The sequence below is a fragment of the Pseudomonas sp. Leaf48 genome, from assembly GCF_001421885.1.
In the GTDB taxonomy this organism is placed as follows: Bacteria; Pseudomonadota; Gammaproteobacteria; order Pseudomonadales; family Pseudomonadaceae; genus Aquipseudomonas.
In genome coordinates this window covers 146,199-163,420 of record NZ_LMLH01000004.1, presented here as the reverse complement: position 1 = coordinate 163,420, position 17,222 = coordinate 146,199, and the positions used below count along the sequence as shown (strand labels likewise).

Annotated in this window: 15 protein-coding genes; 11 read left to right on the top strand and 4 right to left on the bottom strand. The window is 56.5% G+C overall.

Annotated elements, in window-relative coordinates; translation table 11 throughout:
- Both gmhB and ASE98_RS05155 read left to right on the top strand, forming a co-directional pair.
- A complete protein-coding gene (gene gmhB / locus ASE98_RS05160) occupies positions 1-540 on the top strand; it encodes a D-glycero-beta-D-manno-heptose 1,7-bisphosphate 7-phosphatase (RefSeq protein ID WP_177336949.1) in 540 nt (179 codons plus the stop codon).
- Between the two features lie 81 nt (positions 541-621).
- Positions 622-1,401, top strand: a complete 780-nt coding sequence (locus ASE98_RS05155) for a lysophospholipid acyltransferase family protein (protein ID WP_060540287.1) — start codon at positions 622-624, stop codon at positions 1,399-1,401.
- Between the two features lie 331 nt (positions 1,402-1,732).
- Here ASE98_RS05155 and gyrB read toward each other — a convergent pair whose 3' ends face one another.
- From gyrB to dnaA, 4 genes are read right to left on the bottom strand one after another with little or no spacing between them, the layout of a single operon-like run.
- Positions 1,733-4,150 (bottom strand): DNA topoisomerase (ATP-hydrolyzing) subunit B, encoded by a 2,418-nt coding sequence (gene gyrB, locus ASE98_RS05150; RefSeq protein ID WP_060540286.1) that lies wholly within the window; start codon positions 4,148-4,150, stop codon positions 1,733-1,735.
- A gap of 5 nt (positions 4,151-4,155) precedes the next feature.
- Positions 4,156-5,259, bottom strand: coding sequence for a DNA replication/repair protein RecF (recF, locus tag ASE98_RS05145; protein ID WP_060540285.1), 1,104 nt, complete (start codon positions 5,257-5,259; stop codon positions 4,156-4,158).
- A 20-nt stretch (positions 5,260-5,279) separates the two neighbouring features.
- Positions 5,280-6,383, bottom strand: a complete 1,104-nt coding sequence (gene dnaN / locus ASE98_RS05140; protein WP_060540284.1) for a DNA polymerase III subunit beta — start codon at positions 6,381-6,383, stop codon at positions 5,280-5,282.
- A 39-nt stretch (positions 6,384-6,422) separates the two neighbouring features.
- The gene (gene dnaA / locus ASE98_RS05135) at positions 6,423-7,943 is read right to left on the bottom strand and encodes a chromosomal replication initiator protein DnaA (protein ID WP_060540283.1); all 1,521 of its coding nucleotides are present in this window, start codon (positions 7,941-7,943) and stop codon (positions 6,423-6,425) included.
- 566 nt (positions 7,944-8,509) lie between these two features.
- Between dnaA and rpmH the strand changes: the two genes are divergently transcribed.
- From rpmH to ASE98_RS05100, 9 genes are all read left to right on the top strand, one after another.
- Positions 8,510-8,644: a 50S ribosomal protein L34 gene (rpmH, locus tag ASE98_RS25570; RefSeq protein ID WP_003213577.1), complete on the top strand. Its 135-nt coding sequence runs from the start codon at positions 8,510-8,512 to the stop codon at positions 8,642-8,644.
- Positions 8,645-8,660: 16 nt separating this feature from the next.
- The gene (gene rnpA / locus ASE98_RS05130; RefSeq protein ID WP_027926203.1) at positions 8,661-9,062 is read left to right on the top strand and encodes a ribonuclease P protein component; all 402 of its coding nucleotides are present in this window, start codon (positions 8,661-8,663) and stop codon (positions 9,060-9,062) included.
- Complete coding sequence (gene yidD / locus ASE98_RS25565; protein WP_010207715.1) at positions 9,055-9,300, top strand: membrane protein insertion efficiency factor YidD; 246 nt, start codon at positions 9,055-9,057, stop codon at positions 9,298-9,300. Before rnpA ends, yidD begins: the two co-directional genes overlap by 8 nt.
- A 2-nt stretch (positions 9,301-9,302) precedes the next feature.
- Positions 9,303-10,982, top strand: coding sequence for a membrane protein insertase YidC (gene yidC, locus ASE98_RS05125; RefSeq protein ID WP_060540282.1), 1,680 nt, complete (start codon positions 9,303-9,305; stop codon positions 10,980-10,982).
- 79 nt (positions 10,983-11,061) lie between these two features.
- On the top strand, positions 11,062-12,432 hold the full coding sequence (gene mnmE / locus ASE98_RS05120; protein ID WP_060540281.1) for a tRNA uridine-5-carboxymethylaminomethyl(34) synthesis GTPase MnmE: 1,371 nt from the start codon (positions 11,062-11,064) through the stop codon (positions 12,430-12,432).
- A 550-nt stretch (positions 12,433-12,982) separates the two neighbouring features.
- Positions 12,983-14,881, top strand: a complete 1,899-nt coding sequence (mnmG, locus tag ASE98_RS05115; protein ID WP_060540407.1) for a tRNA uridine-5-carboxymethylaminomethyl(34) synthesis enzyme MnmG — start codon at positions 12,983-12,985, stop codon at positions 14,879-14,881.
- Complete coding sequence (gene rsmG, locus ASE98_RS05110) at positions 14,878-15,522, top strand: 16S rRNA (guanine(527)-N(7))-methyltransferase RsmG (protein WP_060540280.1); 645 nt, start codon at positions 14,878-14,880, stop codon at positions 15,520-15,522. Before mnmG ends, rsmG begins: the two co-directional genes overlap by 4 nt.
- An 18-nt stretch (positions 15,523-15,540) precedes the next feature.
- The gene (locus ASE98_RS05105) at positions 15,541-16,338 is read left to right on the top strand and encodes a ParA family protein (RefSeq protein WP_060540279.1); all 798 of its coding nucleotides are present in this window, start codon (positions 15,541-15,543) and stop codon (positions 16,336-16,338) included.
- Between the two features lie 9 nt (positions 16,339-16,347).
- Positions 16,348-17,220 carry a ParB/RepB/Spo0J family partition protein gene (locus ASE98_RS05100; protein WP_060540278.1) on the top strand — a complete coding sequence of 291 codons (873 nt, stop codon included), beginning with the start codon at positions 16,348-16,350 and terminating at the stop codon, positions 17,218-17,220.
- The last annotated feature ends 2 nt before the right edge of the window (positions 17,221-17,222 follow it).

The following is a 17,222-nucleotide window of genomic DNA, read 5'->3' as shown; positions in this document are numbered from 1 at the left end:
CTGCTGTTGAAACTGCTGATTCTCGATCGCGACGGGGTGATCAATTACGACTCCGACGCTTATATAAAGTCGGTGGAGGAGTGGATACCGCTCCCCGGTTCGATCGAAGCGATCGCGCAGTTGAGCAAGGCCGGCTGGACGGTAGCGGTCGCTACCAACCAGTCGGGCATCGCTCGCGGCTATTACGACCTCGCCACCCTGGACGCCATGCATGAGCGCTTGCGCTCACTGGTGGCGGAGCAGGGCGGTGAAGTCGGGCTTATCGTCTACTGCCCGCACGGGCCGGACGAAGGCTGCGAATGCCGCAAGCCAAAACCCGGGATGTTGAAAACCATCGCCGAACATTACAACGTGTCGCTGACCAATCTTTGGTTCGTTGGCGACAGCCTTGGTGACCTGGAAGCCGCCAAAGCCGTCGATTCTCAGCCAGTTTTGGTAAAGACCGGGAAAGGCGAAAAGACTCAGGGCAAGACCCTGCCGGTGGGCACCTTGATTTTTGACGATCTGGCGGCGATTGCCGCAGAACTTATCCACAATTAGAGCGTTTTCGAGATTCCTGACCAGGATTGATCGGGAGTGCGCTTTATATAGACGGGCATTGCCCGCACGGTAAACGTCACCATGTTGATATTGCAGGCCATCAGAACCTTCCTCTTTTACCTGCTGCTGGGCACCAGCTCTTTGCTTTGGTGCAGCCTGAGCTTTTTTATCGCGCCATTTCTGCCGTTCAAGGCGCGCTATCGTTTCATCAACGTCTACTGGTGCCGTTGCGCCTTGTGGCTGAGCAAAGTGTTTCTGGGCATCAGCTATGAAGTGAAAGGTGCCGAAAACGTACCTGAGCGGCCCTGCGTGATTCAATCGAACCACCAGAGCACTTGGGAAACGTTCTTTCTCTCTGCCTATTTCGAACCGCTGAGCCAGGTGCTGAAACGCGAACTGTTGTTCGTACCGTTTTTCGGCTGGGCCATGGCCATGTTGCGACCGATCGCCATCGACCGCGACAACCCGAAAGCCGCACTCAAGCACGTCGCCAAGAAAGGCGATGAGTTGCTTAAGGACAACGTCTGGGTGCTGATCTTCCCCGAAGGCACCCGCGTTCCCTACGGCACCGTCGGCAAATTCTCCCGCGGCGGCACGGCACTGGCCGTGAATGCCGAGCTGCCGGTACTGCCGATTGCGCACAACGCTGGCAAGTTCTGGCCAAAAACAGGCTGGAAGAAGAAGCAGGGTGTCATCACCGTGATCATTGGCGCACCGATGTATGCCGAAGGCAGCGGCCCACGTGCCATTGCTGAATTGAACGACCGCGTCCAGGCCTGGAACGAGCAAATGCAGCGGGATATGGGGTCTCTGCCTCCCGCTCCACAAGCCCCGGTTGCCAATGATCAGGTGGCTGTCTGAGATTCTGTGGATAACCTGTGTACGGCTTCATCAAAAAATGTCGTTATCCTAGTTTAAGCTTATGATTTATATAGATATTTCATAAAACGATAAAATCTCGAAAAACGTGCATAAGTTTTTTTGATGCGCAAAAAAACCGGCTGATATGGCCGGTTTTTTTATGCATAGAATGGGCCTGTTTGCCCGAAATTCTCTGCGTTGGCCGTTAGGGCGCCATCGCTGGCAAGCCAACTCCTACAGTTCGGTATTGCGTGAGGTAGCGGAATGCCTTGCGTGAAGAAAAAAAGGCCAACGCAGGTGCGTTGGCCTTTTTGTGTAGCGATAACCGGGATCAGAAGTCCAGGTTGGAAACCGCCAAGGCGTTGCTTTCGATGAAGTCACGGCGAGGTTCGACCGCATCACCCATCAGGGTGTTGAAGATCTGGTCTGCGCCAATGGCGTCTTCGATGGTCACTTTCAGCATCCGGCGCGAGCTCGGATCCATCGTGGTTTCCCACAGTTGATCCGGGTTCATTTCACCCAGCCCTTTGTATCGCTGAATGGTGTGACGCTTGGTGCTTTCCGCCATCAGCCATTCAAGGGCTTCCTTGAACTCGGTCACGGCTTTCTTGCGCTCACCACGCTGGATGTACGCGCCATCGTCAAGCAGGGTGCTCAGTTGAGCGCCCAGGGAGACCACGGTCTTGTAGTCGTTGCTGCCGAAGAAGTCGCGGTTGAACGTGACGTAGTTCGACAGGCCGTGGGAGATCAGTTCAACCTCTGGCAGCCAGACGGCACGCTCACGGTCTTCACGCAGGCTGGCCTTGTAGACCAGGCCCGACTTCTCGACGGTGCGCAGGCGCACTTCGTACTGGGCCAGCCAATCCTGCATTGCTGCGTGATCGGACAACTGCTCCAGGCTCACGGCCGGCAGGTAGATGAAGTGCTCGGTCAGTTCCTGTGGATACAGGCGCGACAGACGCTTGAGGGTCTTCATCACCAGGCGGAAGTCATTCACCAGGCGCTCGAGGGCTTCGCCGGAAATACCCGGTGCTTCCTCGTTCAAGTGCAGGCTCGCATCTTCCAGGGCCGACTGCGTCATGTACTCTTCCATGGCGTCGTCGTCTTTGATGTATTGCTCTTGCTTGCCTTTCTTCACTTTGTACAGCGGTGGCTGAGCGATGTAGATGTAGCCACGCTCGATCAGTTCCGGCAACTGACGGAAGAAGAACGTCAGCAGCAGGGTACGGATGTGCGAACCGTCGACGTCAGCATCGGTCATGATGATGATGTTGTGATAACGCAACTTGTCGATGTTGTACTCTTCGCGGCCGATGCCACAGCCCAGGGCGGTGATCAAGGTGCCCACTTCCTGGGAAGAGATCATCTTGTCGAAACGCGCCTTCTCGACGTTCAGGATTTTACCCTTAAGGGGCAGAATCGCCTGGGTCTTGCGGTTGCGTCCCTGCTTGGCGGAGCCGCCAGCAGAGTCACCTTCCACGAGGTACAGTTCGGACAGGGCAGGGTCCTTTTCCTGGCAGTCAGCCAGTTTGCCCGGCAGGCCGGCGATGTCCAGCGCGCCTTTACGGCGGGTCATCTCACGGGCCTTGCGTGCCGCTTCACGGGCACGGGCCGCGTCGATCATCTTGCCGACGACCAACTTGGCTTCGTTCGGGTTCTCCAGCAGGAAGTCGGAGAAGTACTTGCCCATTTCCTGTTCAACAGCGGTCTTCACTTCGGAAGATACCAGCTTGTCTTTGGTCTGGGAGCTGAACTTCGGATCCGGTACTTTTACCGAGATGATCGCGGTCAGGCCTTCACGCGCGTCGTCACCGGTGGTGGCGACTTTGTGCTTCTTCGCCAGGCCTTCAGCTTCGATGTAGGTGTTGAGGTTACGCGTCAGTGCAGAACGGAAACCCACCAGGTGAGTACCGCCATCGCGCTGCGGAATGTTGTTGGTGAAGCACAACAGGTTCTCGTTGAAGCTGTCGTTCCACTGCAGGGCGATTTCCACGCCGATGCCGTCTTCACGCTGGATGTTGAAATGGAACACCTGGTTGACCGGGGTCTTGTTGGTGTTCAGGTATTCAACGAACGCACGCAGGCCGCCTTCGTACTTGAACAGTTCTTCCTTGCCGCTGCGCTCATCCTTGAGGACGATGCCGACACCGGAGTTCAGGAAGGACAGTTCACGAATCCGCTTGGCCAGGATGTCCCAGCTGAAGTGGATGTTCTTGAAGGTTTCGCTGGAGGCCTTGAAGTGGATCTGAGTACCGGTGGTTTCACTGTCACCAACGATCTTCATCGGTTCTTGTGGAACACCGTGAACGTAAGTCTGTTCCCAGATCTTGCCGCTACGGCGAACCGTCAGTACCAGCTCTTCGGACAGCGCGTTCACTACCGACACGCCTACACCGTGCAGGCCGCCGGATACTTTGTAGGAGTTGTCATCGAATTTACCGCCGGCGTGCAGCACGGTCATGATGACCTCGGCTGCCGAAACGCCTTCTTCTTTGTGCACGTCTACCGGGATGCCACGGCCGTTGTCTTTAACGGTGATGGATTCATCCGGGTGAATGATGATGCTGATGTCGTCACAGTGGCCGGCGAGCGCTTCGTCGATCGAGTTATCGACCACTTCGAACACCATGTGGTGCAGACCGCTGCCATCGTCGGTGTCGCCAATATACATACCGGGACGTTTGCGTACGGCATCCAGGCCTTTCAGCACTTTAATGCTCGTTGAGTCGTACGTATTTTCTTCGCTCAATGCCTTCACTCCCGATGGTCGTGGGTCTGGGTGATACGGCCCTGTTCCACGTGGAACAGTGCGACTGGCGTTTCCGTCTGCCAGCCTTCCCTCAATAATTCGTGATCTACACAGGTGATAAACACCTGGCAGCGTAAGTCTTCCAGCAAGCGGCAAAGCGCGCGACGGTGGTGCTCGTCCAATTCGGACGGCAAGTCATCCACCAGATAAATACACTGTCCGCGTCGGGCCTGGCTAACCAGATGCCCCTGGGCAATTCGCAACGCACAGACCACCAACTTCTGCTGACCGCGGGACAAGATGTCCGCCGCATTGTGCGCACCTAACCGGAGACGCAAATCAGCACGTTGTGGACCGGCCTGGGTATGACCCATCTGCTGGTCCCGCTGCAGGGAACCGGCGAGCACTGCACTCAGTTCGCGGTCTTTGTCCCACCCGCGGTAATAACTGAGCGTCAAGCCTTCCAGCTCAACCAGTTCGCTCAGGGTTTGTTCAAAGACTGGTTTCAAGGCTTTGATATAAGCGCGGCGGTATTCATCGATTTCAGCGCTGGCCTGGCACAGTTCCCTGTCCCAAACCGCTTGCGAAACGGCGTCAAGTGTACCATGCCGCAGCCAAGAGTTTCTCTGACGCAGGGCCTTCTGCAAGCGCTGCCAGGTTGACATGAAGCGTGGTTCCACGTGGAACACACCCCAGTCCAGAAACTGCCGGCGAATCTTCGGTGCACCTTCCAGCAGCCGGAAGCTGTCCGGGTTGATCAGTTGCAGGGGTAGTATCTCGGCCAGTTGCGCCGCACTGCGGGCATTCTGTCCATCGATACGGATCTGAAATTCGCCCTGACGATCGCGGGAAATACCCAGAGCGTTGTGGCCACCCTCGGCCAGTTCAACCTGGCCAAACACCGTACACGCCAATTGTTCGTACTGGATCACCGGCAACAAGCGGGTGCTGCGAAACGAACGGGCAAGCCCCAGCAGGTGAATGGCTTCCAGAACACTGGTTTTGCCGCTGCCGTTGGCGCCGTAAAGGATGTTGATGCGAGGGGAAGGGGAGAAGGTCACCGGGTGCAGATTGCGCACCGCGGTGACCGAGACGCGACTTAAGGACATCTAGCTTCTGCTGAGCATGATTACAGACGCATCGGCATGACAACGTAAGCCGAGTCGTCGTTGTCAGACTCTTGCACCAGCGCACTGCTGTTGGAGTCGGACAGGATCAGGCGAACCTGCTCAGTGGTCATCACCCCCAGTACGTCGAGCAGATAACTCACGTTGAAACCGATTTCCAGCGAGCCACCGTTGTATTCAACGCCAACTTCTTCTTCCGCTTCTTCCTGCTCCGGGTTATTGGCCTGAATCTTCAGTTGACCCGTTGCCAGTTGCAGGCGGATGCCGCGGTACTTCTCGTTGGACAGAATCGCGGTACGGCTAAAGGCTTCGCGCAATGCCTGACGGTCGCCGAGTACCAGTTTGTCGCCACCTTTTGGCAGTACACGCTCGTAGTCCGGGAATTTACCGTCGACCAGTTTCGAGGTGAAGGTGAACTCACCGGTGGTTGCGCGGATGTGATGCTGACCCAGCACGATGCTGACGTTACCGTCCGGCTCAGTGAGCAGGCGCGCCAGTTCAAGAATGCCTTTGCGCGGTACGATGACCTGGTGACGATCCGGCTGACCGATATCGGCCTGCATCGAACACATCGCCAGGCGGTGACCGTCGGTGGCCACGGCGCGGATCACGCCAGCGGAGACTTCCAGCAACATGCCGTTGAGGTAGTAGCGAACGTCTTGCTGGGCCATGGCGAAACTGGTGCGCTCGATCAGGCGACGCAGTTTGCTCTGCTCGAGGCTGCAGGTCAGAGAACCCGGGCCTTCTTCCACAGTCGGGAAATCGTTGGCAGGCAGTGTCGACAGGGTGAAGCGGCTACGGCCGGCTTTGACCACAAGCTTCTGCTCATCCACCTTGATGTCGATCAGGGCATCGTTCGGCAGGCTTTTGCAGATATCCATCAGCTTGCGCGCGGGCACAGTGATAGAACCCGGATCAGCCGGCTCTTCAAGTTGAACACGACCAACCAGCTCGACTTCCAGGTCGGTACCGGTCAGCGACAGTTGCTGGCCTTCGACAACCAGCAGCACGTTGGAAAGCACCGGCAAGGTCTGTCGGCGTTCAACGACACCTGCGACCAGTTGCAGGGGTTTCAACAAGGCTTCGCGTTGAATGGTGAAATGCATGGTCTAGTCCCTTGCCTTAATAAGCTGCGCTGGTGTTCATCAAGTGGTCAGCGTCCGCAGCAGGTTCTTGTAGTCCTCGCGGATGTCCGCGTCGGATTCCTTAAGCTCATTGATCTTGCGGCATGCGTGCAAAACGGTCGTGTGGTCGCGACCACCAAACACATCGCCGATTTCCGGCAGGCTGTGGTTGGTCAACTCCTTGGACAAAGCCATGGCGACCTGACGTGGGCGGGCAACCGACCGCGAACGACGTTTGGACAGCAAGTCGGAAATCTTGATCTTGTAGTACTCGGCGACGGTGCGCTGAATGTTATCCACAGAGACCAGTTTATCCTGTAATGCCAACAGGTCCTTCAGGGATTCGCGAATCAACTCGATGGTGATATCGCGGCCCATGAAGTGCGAGTGAGCGATGACGCGTTTGAGCGCGCCTTCCAGCTCACGGACGTTGGAGCGAATGCGCTGGGCAATGAAGAACGCCGCATCGTGAGGCAGGTCGACTTTGGCCTGGTCGGCCTTCTTCATCAAGATCGCCACACGGGTTTCCAGCTCCGGCGGCTCGACGGCAACCGTCAGGCCCCAGCCGAAGCGGGATTTCAAGCGTTCTTCAAGGCCTTCAATTTCTTTCGGGTAGCGGTCACTGGTGAGAATGACCTGCTGACCACCTTCAAGCAGGGCGTTGAAGGTGTGGAAAAACTCTTCCTGGGAACGCTCTTTGCGGGCGAAGAACTGAATGTCATCGATGAGCAAAGCATCTACCGAACGGTAGAAACGCTTGAACTCATTGATCGCGTTCAGTTGCAGGGCCTTGACCATGTCCGCCACGAAGCGCTCGGAATGCAGGTACACAACCTTGGCATTCGGGTTCTTCTTTAGCAGGTGGTTACCCACAGCATGCATCAAGTGGGTTTTACCCAGACCAACGCCGCCATATAGGAAGAGCGGGTTGTAACCGTGCTTGGGATTGTCTGCTACCTGCCAGGCGGCAGCGCGCGCCAGCTGGTTGGATTTACCTTCCACGAAATTCTCGAAGGTAAAGGTGCGGTTCAGGTAGCTGGTGTGCTTGAGCGCACCTTCAACCTGCACGGTACGTTGTTCGGAACGGACCGGGGCCTGTTGCGAACTGGCGCCGGCCATCGGATCGAAGCTGTCACGGGAAGGTTCTTCCTCGGTGACTTCGGCAACTTTCTGCGCGGCACGTTTGGTCGTTGCTGCCGGAGCTTGCGCTGTCGGGCTGGCAGGAGCCTGAGCAGCCTGGGCCTGTGAGGCCGCAGCGGCCAACGGCGCATTCGGCGCAGCACGCGGAGCCGAGCTGCGTTTGCTGCCTATTAATAAGGAAAGCGCCGGCGCCAAGCCATTGCCATGCTCATCGAGCAGCTCGAGCACACGCCCCAGGTACTTTTCGTTGACCCAGTCCAGAACGAAACGATTGGGTGCATAGACACGCAACTCGTCGCCTTCGGCTTCGACCTGTAGTGGACGGATCCAAGTGTTGAATTGTTGGGCTGGCAGCTCTTCGCGCAAAAGCTCCACGCACTGCTGCCAAAGTTCCACTGACACGGATATCCCCTAAGTTGAAAGCCGGTGAGGCAAAAACAAGCAGCCATTGTAGCGACCAGACGCCGACTTATCCACACGTAGGTGGGTCATCAACCAAGAACAAGCAAGGTTGCATACCCTAAAAAGTCGACCAGCGGTCTGTGCATAAGCTCTGTGGATAACCACGCTTAAGGTCGTTGCACAACTGGGGGCGAAACTCGGTGGATAACCGGGCTGTGGATAACCATGCATTCCACACACAGGTTATCCGACACTGCAGCACAGGCTGAACACTGTTTTCCACTGTAGTTGTCATTCTCTGTACATCACGTGATACAAGGGCTCAATAGAGTTATCCACAGAGGATGGCGTGCCTAGCTTTTATAAGCTTTACAGAAAAGCTTTAAATACTTTCCTTTCTTATTTTTATATTTGGCCAAGGTCTTCGTACCAGAAAACCGCTGGAGATCTATTTATAAGGAAACGCTGGTTGGAAATTGACCTAGAGGCTTGCTTTCTCTAGAATCCCCGGTCTCTTAAAACGGGGGCCATTCCGGCCCGTTGTGGACGAACCAGGTAACACGACAATGAAACGTACTTTCCAACCAAGCACTATCAAACGCGCTCGTACCCACGGTTTCCGTGCTCGCATGGCTACCAAGAACGGTCGTGCCGTCCTGTCGCGTCGTCGCGCCAAAGGTCGTGCGCGTCTGGCAGTTTGATAATCCGGCACTGGAGGTGAGTCAGGACTTCAGTCGGGAAAAGCGTCTGCTTACCCCCCGGCATTTCAAGGCAGTCTTTGACTCCCCTACCGGCAAGGTTCCGGGGAAAAATCTCCTGCTCCTTGCGCGCAACAACGATCTTGATCACCCCCGTCTCGGGCTGGTTATCGGGAAAAAGAGCGTAAAGCTCTCCGTCGAGCGCAATCGTCTCAAACGTCTGATGCGCGAATCGTTTCGCCTGCACCAGGATTCACTGGTCGGCTGGGACATTGTTATCGTCGCGCGCAAAGGTTTGGGGGACGTAGAAAACCCCGAATTGATTCAGCATTTCGGCAAGCTCTGGAAGCGTCTGGCTCGCAGCACGCCAGTACCAGCAGTCAAAACCGAAACTGTAGGGGTAGACAGTCCAGATGCGTAAACTGGCACTCGTTCCGATCCAGTTTTACCGCTATGCCATTAGTCCCCTGATGGCCAGTCACTGTCGTTTCTACCCCAGTTGTTCCTGCTACGCGTTAGAAGCCATCGAAAATCATGGCCTTCTTCGCGGTGGCTGGCTGACCTTTCGTCGTTTAGGTCGCTGTCATCCGTGGAATCCCGGTGGTTATGACCCGGTTCCACCTATCCCTACCTCCCGCTCTTCTTCGATGGCCGAGTAATCATGGATATCAAACGCACGATCCTGATCGTCGCCCTGGCAATCGTGTCCTACGTTATGGTTCTTAAATGGAACCAGGACTATGGCCAGGCTGCCCTGCCGACTCAGAATGTTGCTTCCAGTACGACCGCACCGGGCCTCCCGGATACGGCAACTGGCAATAAAGCGTCCGTCAGTGACGACATTCCACACGCCGCAAACGATACCAGTGCACCTGCCGAAACTCCGGTAGCGGTAAGCACCGACCTCATCCAGATCAAAACGGATGTGCTCGATCTGGCTGTCGATCCACAAGGTGGTGATGTCGCCCAGCTGAAATTGCCGCTGTATCCACGTCGCCAGGACCATCCGGAAATTCCGTTCCAGTTGTTCGATAACGGCAACGAACGCACTTATCTGGCTCAAAGTGGCCTGATCGGCAGCAACGGTCCGGACGCAAGTCCTGCCGGTCGTCCGGTTTACTCCTCGGAGAAGAAGGTTTATCAACTGGCTGACGGTCAGGACCAATTGGTCGTAGACCTCAAGTTCAGCAAGGACGGCGTCAACTACATCAAGCGTTTCACCTTGAAACGCGGCCTGTACGACGTAACCGTTTCCTACCTGATCGACAACCAGAGCGCTCAGCCTTGGTCCGGTGCGATGTTCGCGCAACTGAAGCGTGACGCCAGCTCCGATCCATCTTCCAGCACCGCCACCGGTACCGCGACTTACCTGGGCGCTGCCCTGTGGACAAGTTCCGAGCCGTACAAGAAAGTGTCCATGAAGGACATGGACAAGGCACAGCTGAAAGAAACCGTTACCGGTGGTTGGGTTGCCTGGTTGCAGCACTATTTCGTAACTGCGTGGATTCCGGCCAACGGCGAAAACAACGTCGTCCAGACCCGTAAAGACAGCAAAGGCAACTACATCATTGGTTACACCGGCCCGTCAGTGACTGTCGCGCCAGGTGCCAAGGCTGAAACCAGCGCAGTTCTTTATGCCGGTCCGAAAAGCCAGGCTGTGCTCAAAGAGTTGTCCCCAGGTCTGGAACTGACTGTCGACTACGGCATTCTGTGGTTCATCGCTCAACCGATCTTCTGGTTGTTGCAACATATCCACGCCCTTGTGGGTAACTGGGGTTGGTCGATCATCTTCCTGACCATGCTGATCAAAGGGATCTTCTTCCCATTGTCGGCTGCCAGTTACAAATCCATGGCGCGCATGCGTGCAGTGGCGCCAAAACTGGCTGCACTGAAAGAGCAACATGGCGATGACCGGCAGAAAATGTCGCAGGCCATGATGGAGCTGTACAAGAAAGAGAAGATCAATCCGCTGGGTGGTTGCTTGCCAATCCTCGTGCAGATGCCGGTTTTCCTCTCGCTGTACTGGGTTCTGCTGGAAAGCGTGGAAATGCGCCAGGCGCCATTCATGCTGTGGATTACTGACCTGTCGATCAAGGATCCGTTCTTCATCCTGCCGATCATCATGGGTGCAACCATGTTCATCCAGCAGCAGTTGAACCCGACTCCTCCGGATCCGATGCAAGCGAAGGTCATGAAAATGATGCCAATCATCTTCACCTTCTTCTTCCTGTGGTTCCCGGCTGGTCTGGTGCTGTACTGGGTTGTGAACAACGTACTGTCGATCGCCCAACAGTGGTACATCACACGTAAGATCGAAGCGGCTACCAAAGCAGCTGCCTGATTTACACTGTGGATAACCACTCAAGACGCCCCCTAGTGGGGCGTTTTGCTATCTGTCACTTTTGTCTGGATACCGGTTTATGAGCGCTCCGCGTGAAACCATCGCCGCCGTTGCCACAGCCCAAGGGCGCGGCGGGGTAGGCATCGTGCGTATTTCCGGGCCGTTGGCCAGCGTTGCGGCCAAGGCTTTCAGTGGTCGAGAACTCAAGCCGCGATTCGCCCACTACGGTGAATTTCTCGGTGACAACGACGAGGTACTGGATCAGGGTATCGCGCTGTATTTCCCCGGACCGAACTCGTTCACCGGCGAAGACGTACTGGAACTGCAAGGCCACGGAGGTCCGATTGTTCTGGATATGCTGCTCAAGCGTTGTCTGGAACTGGGTTGCCGTCTCGCCCGGCCGGGAGAGTTCAGCGAGCGCGCGTTCCTCAACGATAAACTCGACCTGGCCCAGGCCGAAGCCATTGCCGACTTGATCGAAGCCAGTTCTGCACAGGCCGCTCGAAATGCCCTGCGGTCCCTGCAGGGGGCATTCTCGATACGTGTGCATAACCTGACCGAGCAATTGATCGGCCTGCGTATTTATGTCGAGGCAGCCATCGATTTCCCCGAAGAGGAAATCGACTTTCTGGCCGATGGGCATGTGTTGAGCATGCTCGACAAAGTACGCGACGAGTTATCCACCGTGTTGCGCGAAGCCGGGCAGGGCGCCTTGTTGCGTGATGGCATGACCGTGGTCATCGCCGGCCGTCCGAATGCCGGCAAATCCAGTCTGCTCAATGCACTGGCAGGGCGCGAAGCAGCAATCGTGACAGAAATCGCCGGCACGACCCGGGACGTTCTTCGCGAACATATCCACATAGATGGCATGCCGCTGCACGTGGTCGATACTGCGGGACTGCGAGACACCGATGATCATGTGGAAAAGATCGGTGTCGAGCGCGCCTTGAAAGCCATTGGCGAGGCTGATCGTGTGTTGTTGGTCGTTGATGCCACTGCCCCCGAAGCCCTCGATCCATTCGCCCTGTGGCCGGAATTCCTCGAAACCCGCCCGGATCCCGCGAAAGTAACGTTGATTCGCAACAAAGCTGACCTGACGGGTGAAGCCATTGCCCTGGAAGTCAGCGAGGATGGCCACGTAACCATTAGTCTGAGTGCAAAGTCCGGGGGTGTCGGCCTGGAATTGCTGCGTGATCATCTCAAGGCCTGCATGGGTTATGAACAGACGTCGGAAAGCAGCTTCAGTGCCCGTCGTCGTCACCTTGAGGCGCTTCGTCATGCCAGCGCAGCCCTTGAGCATGGCCGGGCACAATTGACCCTGGCCGGTGCCGGGGAGTTGTTGGCCGAAGATTTGCGCCAGGCGCAGCACTCCCTCGGAGAAATCACCGGGGCATTCAGCTCGGATGATCTGTTGGGAAGAATTTTTTCCAGCTTCTGCATCGGCAAGTAACAGCCTCGCTCCCTCAGACAGGCCGTTCGTGCCTGTCTGCATCTTCTTTTTTCTGAACCTGACGTCAGTGCTGAGCGGATTTTTTCCGCTTGAGCGGCGTTTTCACGTGTGGATTTTGTTCCTGCAGTCGCTTTTCTGTGGATTAAGCCCTGTGAATAACCGCGGCTAAGGCCAGTTGATAACAGGGCCTGAAAACTGAACATAACTGCCTCTGTGGATAACCACCCCTTTCATCCACAGGCTTACACCGGTTATCCAAGGGCCTCATTGGCACATGATCACAGGGTTTTGAATCTCTGTACACAAGGTAAATAAAGCCCTACAGGATTCTATCCACAGAAAGGTAGGTGCATAGAAATAAACATAAAAACAAAGATTTAATAAATTTCTTTCTTTTTAATTTCTATAACTCCGACTTTTCCACAGCTGGTTAAATTTTGTGCAAAGGGTTCTTTAGGAACGGCGAAGTCCCTATACTTGTCGACCAGGTCCAAAAACCTGAGCTCAAACTATTCCTGAATTACCTACTTAAGCAGGCACGAGGTGCGTGGTGGATTTCCCTTCCCGTTTTGAAGTGATCGTCATCGGCGGCGGTCATGCCGGTACCGAGGCAGCACTGGCCTCAGCACGTATGGGGGTGAAAACCCTGTTGCTGACGCATAACGTGGAAACCCTCGGTGCCATGAGTTGCAACCCGGCCATTGGCGGCATTGGCAAAAGCCATCTGGTCAAGGAAATCGACGCCCTCGGTGGCGCGATGGCCATGGCTACCGATAAGGGTGGTATCCAGTTTCGGGTGTTGAACAGCCGCAAAGGCCCGGCCGTGCGCGCGACCCGCGCCCAGGCAGACCGGGTGCTGTACAAGGCAGCTGTGCGCGAAACTTTGGAAAACCAGCCGAACCTGTGGATATTTCAACAGGCTGCTGACGATCTGATCGTCGAGCAGGAGCTAGTGCGTGGTGTCGTTACCCAAATGGGTCTGCGTTTCTTCGCCGATTCCGTAGTGTTGACCACCGGTACATTCCTAGGTGGACTTATCCACATCGGCTTGCAGAATTTTTCCGGCGGTCGCGCCGGTGATCCACCTTCGATCGCATTGGCTCACCGCCTGCGTGAGCTGCCATTGCGTGTGGGTCGTTTGAAAACCGGTACGCCGCCGCGTATTGACGGCCGGTCTGTGGATTTCTCTGTTATGACCGAACAACCGGGTGATACGCCGATCCCGGTGATGTCGTTCATGGGCAACAAGGAACAGCATCCGCAGCAAGTCAGTTGCTGGATTACCCACACGAATGCCCGCACCCACGAAATCATTGCTGCGAACCTCGACCGTTCGCCGATGTATTCCGCTGCCGGTGAGATCGAAGGTATCGGTCCGCGTTATTGCCCGTCGATCGAGGACAAGATCCATCGCTTTGCCGACAAGGAAAGCCATCAGGTGTTCATCGAACCGGAAGGTTTGACCACCCATGAGCTGTATCCGAACGGGATATCCACAAGCTTGCCGTTCGATGTGCAATTGCAGATCGTGCAATCGATCCGCGGCATGGAAAACGCGCACATCGTGCGTCCGGGTTATGCCATCGAGTACGACTACTTCGACCCGCGCGACCTGAAGTACAGCCTGGAAACCAAAGTCATTGGCGGCTTGTTCTTCGCCGGGCAAATCAACGGCACCACCGGTTACGAAGAAGCCGGCGCCCAGGGTTTGCTGGCCGGAACAAACGCAGCACTGCGCGCACAGGGCAAAGAAGCCTGGTGCCCGCGTCGCGACGAAGCCTATATCGGCGTGTTGGTCGACGACCTGATTACCCTGGGTACCCAAGAGCCGTACCGGATGTTCACGTCCCGTGCCGAATATCGCCTGATCCTGCGCGAAGACAACGCCGACCTGCGCTTGACCGAAAAAGGTCGCGAATTAGGTCTGGTGGATGACGCGCGCTGGGCGGCTTTCTGCAAAAAACGCGAAAGCATCGAACTGGAAGAGCAGCGACTGAAAAGCACCTGGGTTCGCCCCGGCACTGAACAGGGGGATGCGATTGCCGAAAAATTCGGCACGCCGCTGACCCACGAATACAACCTGTTGAATCTCTTGAGCCGTCCGGAAATCGACTACGCTGGTCTGATCTCCGTGACGGGCGGCGGCGCAGAAGATCCACAGGTTGCCGAGCAGGTCGAAATCAAGACCAAGTACGCCGGCTACATCGATCGCCAACAGGATGAAATCGCTCGTCTGCGGGCCAGCGAAGATACAAAACTGCCTGTGGATATCGATTACACGAACATTTCCGGTCTTTCCAAAGAGATCCAGAGCAAGCTCGGCGCGACACGTCCTGAGACCCTGGGGCAGGCATCGCGTATCCCGGGCGTCACCCCGGCAGCCATTTCGCTGTTGATGATTCATTTGAAAAAACGCGGCGCGGGCCGTCAGTTGGAGCAAAGCGCTTGAGTTCGTTGGTCACTTCGCAACACGCAGAAGAGTTATCCACAGGCGCTCGCCAGCTGGGCGTATCCCTGACTGAAACCCAGCACGCACAGCTGCTGGGTTATCTGGCCCTGTTGATCAAATGGAACAAGGCTTACAACCTCACCGCGGTGCGCGATCCCGACGAAATGGTTTCCCGCCATTTGCTCGATAGCCTGAGCGTCATGTCGTTCATCGAAAACGGTCGCTGGCTTGATGTCGGCAGCGGTGGCGGCATGCCGGGAATACCTCTGGCCATTCTGTTTCCGGACTCCCAGGTGACTTGCCTGGACAGCAACGGCAAGAAAACCCGCTTCCTGACCCAGGTCAAACTCGAACTCAAACTGGATAACCTGCAAGTTATCCACAGTCGCGTCGAAGCCTTCCAGCCTGCTCAAGCCTTCAACGGGATCATTTCCCGGGCATTCAGCAGCATGGAGAACTTCAGCAACTGGACTCGCCACCTTGGCGATACCGAAACACGTTGGCTGGCAATGAAGGGCGTTCATCCCGCCGATGAGCTGGTAGCATTGCCGGCAGACTTCCACCTCGATAGCGAACACGCCCTGGCCGTACCCGGTTGCCAAGGCCAACGCCATCTGCTGATACTGCGCCGCAGGGCATGATTGGGAACACAAGCAAGAATGGCTAAGGTATTCGCGATAGCGAACCAGAAAGGTGGTGTGGGCAAGACCACCACCTGCATCAACCTCGCAGCATCCCTGGTCGCTACCAAGCGCCGGGTGTTGTTGATCGACCTCGATCCACAAGGCAACGCCACCATGGGTAGCGGTGTGGATAAACATGGCCTGGAAAACTCGGTCTACGACCTGTTGATCGGCGAATGTGATCTGGCCCAGGCCATGCACTTCTCCGAACACGGCGGTTACCAGTTGTTGCCAGCTAACCGCGACCTGACCGCGGCCGAAGTGGTTCTGCTGGAAATGCAGATGAAGGAAAGCCGCCTGCGCAGTGCGTTGGCGCCGATCCGGGAAAACTACGATTACATTCTGATCGACTGCCCGCCGTCGCTGTCGATGCTCACGCTGAACGCACTGGTCGCCGCCGACGGGGTCATTATCCCCATGCAGTGCGAATACTTCGCGCTCGAAGGCTTGAGCGACCTTGTGGATAACATCAAGCGTATCGCCGAGCTGCTCAATCCAAACCTCAAGGTCGAAGGCCTGCTGCGGACGATGTACGACCCGCGCCTGAGCCTGATGAACGATGTTTCCGCGCAGCTCAAGGAACACTTCGGCGATCAGCTCTACGACACCGTCATTCCGCGCAACATCCGCCTGGCCGAAGCGCCAAGCTACGGCATGCCGGCGCTGGCATACGACAAAGCGTCCCGCGGCGCCGTTGCCTACCTGGCCTTGGCGGGCGAGATGGTTCGTCGTCAACGCAAAAACTCACGCATCGCCGCAGCTCAGGCAACTTAAGGAATCCCCATGGCCGTCAAGAAACGAGGTCTCGGACGTGGACTGGATGCACTGCTGAGTGGTCCGACTGTCAGCGCGCTGGAAGAACAAGCGATACAAGCCGATCAGCGCGAGTTGCAACACCTGCCGCTGGATCTGCTGCAGCGCGGCAAGTACCAGCCACGCCGCGACATGGACGCTCAGGCGCTCGAAGAGCTGGCTCAGTCGATCAAGGCCCAAGGCGTGATGCAGCCGATCGTGGTTCGCCCGATCGGTGGCGGTCGCTTCGAAATCATTGCCGGTGAGCGCCGCTGGCGCGCCAGTCAGCAGGCGGGTCAGGAAACGATCCCCGCAATGGTTCGCGATGTGCCGGATGAAACCGCCATCGCCATTGCGCTGATCGAGAACATCCAGCGCGAAGACCTCAATCCGATCGAAGAAGCGGTAGCCTTGCAGCGTTTGCAGCAGGAATTCCAGCTGACCCAGCAGCAAGTCGCCGAAGCTGTGGGCAAGTCGCGGGTGACCGTGGCGAATTTGTTGCGCCTGATTTCGTTACCGGAAGTCATCAAGACCATGTTGTCCCACGGTGACCTGGAAATGGGTCATGCCCGTGCTTTGCTCGGTTTGCCGGAAAATCAGCAGGTGGAAGGGGCGCGACACGTTGTCGCACGTGGGCTGACCGTACGCCAGACTGAAGCACTGGTTCGCCAGTGGTTGAGTGGTAAACCGGAGCCTGTGGAACCTGCAAAAGCGGACCCGGATATCGCCCGCCTGGAACAGCGCCTGGCCGAGCGCCTAGGCTCTGCGGTGCAGATCCGCCACGGAAAGAAGGGAAAGGGACAGCTGGTGATTGGCTACAACTCCCTGGATGAGCTTCAGGGTGTGCTCGCACACATCCGCTGAAA

What these genes read in the sequence shown, in the direction of transcription:
- ASE98_RS05105 (WP_060540279.1), top strand. Translation starts at nt 15,541, where the DNA reads ATGGCTAAGGTATTCGCGATAGCGAACCAGAAAGGTGGTGTGGGCAAG.
- mnmE (WP_060540281.1), top strand. Translation starts at nt 11,062, where the DNA reads ATGAGCGCTCCGCGTGAAACCATCGCCGCCGTTGCCACAGCCCAAGGG.
- ASE98_RS05155 (WP_060540287.1), top strand. Translation starts at nt 622, where the DNA reads ATGTTGATATTGCAGGCCATCAGAACCTTCCTCTTTTACCTGCTGCTG.
- rpmH (WP_003213577.1), top strand. Translation starts at nt 8,510, where the DNA reads ATGAAACGTACTTTCCAACCAAGCACTATCAAACGCGCTCGTACCCAC.
- yidD (WP_010207715.1), top strand. Translation starts at nt 9,055, where the DNA reads ATGCGTAAACTGGCACTCGTTCCGATCCAGTTTTACCGCTATGCCATT.
- dnaN (WP_060540284.1), bottom strand. Translation starts at nt 6,383, where the DNA reads ATGCATTTCACCATTCAACGCGAAGCCTTGTTGAAACCCCTGCAACTG.
- recF (WP_060540285.1), bottom strand. Translation starts at nt 5,259, where the DNA reads ATGTCCTTAAGTCGCGTCTCGGTCACCGCGGTGCGCAATCTGCACCCG.
- yidC (WP_060540282.1), top strand. Translation starts at nt 9,303, where the DNA reads ATGGATATCAAACGCACGATCCTGATCGTCGCCCTGGCAATCGTGTCC.
- ASE98_RS05100 (WP_060540278.1), top strand. Translation starts at nt 16,348, where the DNA reads ATGGCCGTCAAGAAACGAGGTCTCGGACGTGGACTGGATGCACTGCTG.